The organism is Microcystis sp. M179S2, assembly GCF_020245805.1.
In the GTDB taxonomy this organism is placed as follows: domain Bacteria; phylum Cyanobacteriota; class Cyanobacteriia; order Cyanobacteriales; family Microcystaceae; genus Microcystis; species Microcystis aeruginosa.
In genome coordinates, this window is sequence record NZ_JADBUE010000242.1 from 1 (window position 1) to 3705 (window position 3705).

Below are 3705 nucleotides of genomic sequence, written 5' to 3' on the forward strand. Positions count from 1 at the left end.
AATAGCGACTCTTGTTCTGGTGTCGGGTAAAATCGGTAAGAATAGGCTTTTTCCATGTCTCATATTTTAGCATATATTTCGTAAACGATGCTCATATTTAACAGCAAAGCCGCCGTAAAACGGCGGGGTTTCAGACCCAAATTTTCGATGAGCAAATATGTTCCATCCATTAATTATTAGGGGCTGATCTATAGACAACCTTATTCGTCCTCATCCACAAGTGGTGCATCAAGATCCAGATCAACCCCACAGACCAAAGATTGAACATGACTGACTAGGTTAGAACTAATTGCCTGTATGTGTTGAGGGTTCTGTTCCATATCTTGTGCAAGAAAATTCAGAAATTTCCCAAGCACCGGATCATTTTCTTCTGCTCCGTCAGCCTTGGAAATCCATACTTTGCCGTTAGGCTGTATGTTGTAGCAGATTTTATCACGCTTATTCAAGCCAAGGGCTTTGCGAACAGAATCGGGAATTGTAGTCTGATAGCGATCGGTAAGAGTGGATTCTGGGCATGGGGCCATCGTTGCAGCCATAGCGACCTCTCAGCCTATTTGTCAAAACATCTTGATGGTAATGCAAGTGCATTGTCTCGTCAAGTATGGAGTGACTAGATCTACAGCCTAACGGATGCGTTCACCTTAAATGTCGGCAGCATGCCCCCGTTACACCCATAAGGTTGTTGTAGTAAACCTACACCTGTCAGCATCTCACACCCCATCTTCCCACTTCCCCCCCGTTGAGTTAGCGGGTTAGGCTTCGATCTGTCAGAATACAAGTATTGAAACAACCCTTTTAAGAGGCTTCATGGTGGAAGTTAAAGTCGTTCCCCCGAAACGCAATTGGGTTCAGACGTGCTGGCAATCCCTGAATTCCTTATCCCGCTTACTGGTGATTGCTCTAGCCGCACCACTTGTCGTCCTGAATGTCTGGGCATTATCGGCAATTTTTGGCTATTTTGAATCTTTATTTGTTATTTTACTGATAGCGGCCGTTCTATCTTTTCTCTTGGGTTATCCGGTGACTTGGTTGGAACGTCAGGGATTAAAACGGGGTTTAGCTGCGATCGTGGTTTCCCTGATCACGATTTTAATTTTTGTGGCCGTGGGAATAACCCTAGTTCCCTTAGTCTTCACCCAAGCACAGCAATTTGTCAACAGATTGCCAGAATGGTTAGACTCGGGACAGCGCCAACTGATGCAACTAGATACCAAAATCGACACGATGAATCTGCCGATTCCGATCAGTTTCGATGGTGTTATCGCCCAGTTTAACAGTCGTTTAGGGGCAGAATTGCAGATTCTAGCGGGAAGAAGCGTTAATTTAGCCCTTAATCTCACGGTTTTTACCGTGGTGCGGGTGCTTGATGTGCTGCTAACCATTATCCTCACCTTTTATCTACTTCTCCACAGTCCCGATATCTGGAGGAGTATTATCCAATGGTTGCCCAAACCCGTCCAACAACCCTTTTCCCTAACCCTACGCTTAAGTTTTCAGAATTACTTTGTCGGACAGGTGATTTGCGCCACCTGCATGGCCCTGGGATTAGTCACGGCATTTTTATCGATTAAAGTCCCTTTTGGTCTCCTATTCGGTCTGTTGATTGGCACCATGGCCTTAATCCCTTTTGGGGGAACTGTCGGCATTGTCACGGTGACAGCTTTACTAGCTTTGCGCGATATTGGTTTAGCTCTGCAAGTTTTAGCCGTAGCTGTAGTGGTGCAGCAAATTGTCGAAAACGGCATTGCTCCCCGGATTTTGGGCAGTGTCACCGGGTTAAATCCCTTTTGGGTGTTGGTCTCGGTCTTGACGGGGGCGCGAGTGGGCGGTTTACTGGGGGTGATTGTCGCGGTTCCCATGGCAGTAATGATCAAGGAAGCTTTGGAGGTTATCCGTCAAGTGACACCAGAGGAGACAAAACACGGGATAATTAAACCCTCTCTCCCCCTAGAATCAGAATCCTCTAGCGAGGTGGTTTCTCGCTGAAGAATGACTGACGGCATGATCTAGGGCGATGTGAGCAGTAATATTGGCCGGGATAAATCGGCAATTTTCTCGCAGGTTCTTGGCTTTTCTCCCTCGATCGAGTTATGATATCCATATTGGTAGATTAACTCCACTTGCCCTGATCGCCGTCCCTGACGGATGCCTTGCTGGTCTCTGGGGCCTGGCTTATTGGGAGATTAGCTAACCAATTATCTCTAAACTCGGATAATTTTAAGAAAAGGTCAATGTCTATCCCGATAAATAAGCAAAAAATCGATATTTTGGTTAAATAGGCTACATTAACAGCCAGCTTTCTATCGTAAGCTCGAAGTTAAGACATAAAGTCAATATCACCCTCCGATTGCAATGAAAAAATGTTTGGATCGCTTAAGGTTTAAGCCTTTCAGACATTTTTTTTGTGGATTGATACTAAATCCAGTTATTAAAAACTGATTTAGTATGACATGGACAAACACCAACAGACCATGATCTGGAGAGATCGTCAAGAAAAGTATCAGAGGGAACTCCTGGAAAAAAATGGGTAAAATATAATTAGTAGGGAGAGTATTGCCGTTAATGTTTCGCTTTTTAACGAGACGTTAACCAAGCTCAAAGGCAAAAAATAGCAGTAATTTGCTAAAAGCTAAAAGCCGATGGCTGACTGCTCTATATATCTCTCGTATTCTTTACTTGTCGAGTTCAACACGACCCCTTTATGGAATCAAGCAACCCGTCAGGGAAGACTTCCGAACCTCCTAGTCATAGGTGGGCCAATTTACTCGGAACCATGATCGCAATTCTGACCCTAACGTTACCCTTGTTAGCGATTGGATATAACTCCACGCCTAACTATACCGAAGAACCCCTTACCGGTAACACATCCTACTCCCTAACGAGGCAAATGAGGTGACAGAATTGAGATAGACGATTGCCAAAATAAAAATTTTTTTCTTCGTCCCGATCCCCCTTATGGGTAAAATTTGGATCGGAGTTAATCAAAGTGTGTTTTAATTTTGCTTGCGCTTTTAGGTGACTCTAAAGGCGCTATTGTCTTGTATTTGGAGAAAGCTTGTGGATTTATCGCGCATTCCTGCCCAACCGAAACCAGGTTTAATTAACGTTTTAGTGGAAATTACCGCCGGCAGTAAGAATAAATACGAGTTTGATAAGGATTTAAACGCCTTTGCTCTCGATCGCGTTCTCTATTCTTCGGTACAATATCCCTGTGATTATGGTTTTGTTCCCAATACCCTCGCCGATGATGGCGATCCTTTAGATGGTATGGTGATCATGGATCAGCCTACTTTCCCCGGCTGTGTGATTACGGCGCGTCCCATTGGTATGTTAGAAATGATCGATGGTGGTGATCGCGATGAAAAAATTCTCTGTGTTCCCGCTAAAGATCCTCGTTATGCTGAGGTAAAATCCCTCAAAGATGTCTCTCCCCATCGCTTGCAGGAAATCGCCGAGTTTTTCAAAACCTATAAGAATCTAGAGAAAAAAGTCACAGAAATTCTCGGTTGGAAAGATGTGGACGCAGTAACCGCTTTAGTTGAACAGTGTATTGCTGCTTATAAGTAAGGTTTGCGGCAAAAAGTAGGGGCGAAGCATTCGGATAGGAAATCTAGGGTTTCAGCGATAGGTTATGCCCGAATGCTTCGCCCGTACAGGACGCGGGCCGATGAAGATGTAAGGTTTTGAAACATGATTCTCTCAAAA

Annotated in this window: 5 protein-coding genes; 3 read left to right on the top strand and 2 right to left on the bottom strand. The window is 44.5% G+C overall.

The window, feature by feature from the left end; all coding sequences use genetic code 11:
- Together IM500_RS24535 and IM500_RS15030 are read right to left on the bottom strand one after the other, a co-directional pair.
- Positions 1-56: helix-turn-helix domain-containing protein (locus tag IM500_RS24535; RefSeq protein ID WP_353737097.1), on the bottom strand; the 56-nt coding region annotated here is incomplete at its 3' end.
- A gap of 144 nt (positions 57-200) precedes the next feature.
- Positions 201-536 carry a type II toxin-antitoxin system PrlF family antitoxin gene (locus tag IM500_RS15030; protein WP_190723725.1) on the bottom strand — a complete coding sequence of 112 codons (336 nt, stop codon included), beginning with the start codon at positions 534-536 and terminating at the stop codon, positions 201-203.
- A 271-nt stretch (positions 537-807) separates the two neighbouring features.
- On the opposite strand from IM500_RS15030, the gene IM500_RS15035 reads away from it, so the two are divergent.
- The 3 genes from IM500_RS15035 (at position 808) to IM500_RS15040 (ending at position 3567) form a co-directional block, all read left to right on the top strand.
- Positions 808-1986, top strand: coding sequence for an AI-2E family transporter (locus tag IM500_RS15035; RefSeq protein ID WP_002760581.1), 1179 nt, complete (start codon positions 808-810; stop codon positions 1984-1986).
- A 715-nt stretch (positions 1987-2701) separates the two neighbouring features.
- Positions 2702-2896 carry a TLTLP motif-containing protein gene (locus tag IM500_RS24815; RefSeq protein WP_012267246.1) on the top strand — a complete coding sequence of 65 codons (195 nt, stop codon included), beginning with the start codon at positions 2702-2704 and terminating at the stop codon, positions 2894-2896.
- A gap of 161 nt (positions 2897-3057) precedes the next feature.
- Positions 3058-3567 carry an inorganic diphosphatase gene (locus tag IM500_RS15040; protein ID WP_004162542.1) on the top strand — a complete coding sequence of 170 codons (510 nt, stop codon included), beginning with the start codon at positions 3058-3060 and terminating at the stop codon, positions 3565-3567.
- Positions 3568-3705: the final 138 nt, after the last annotated feature.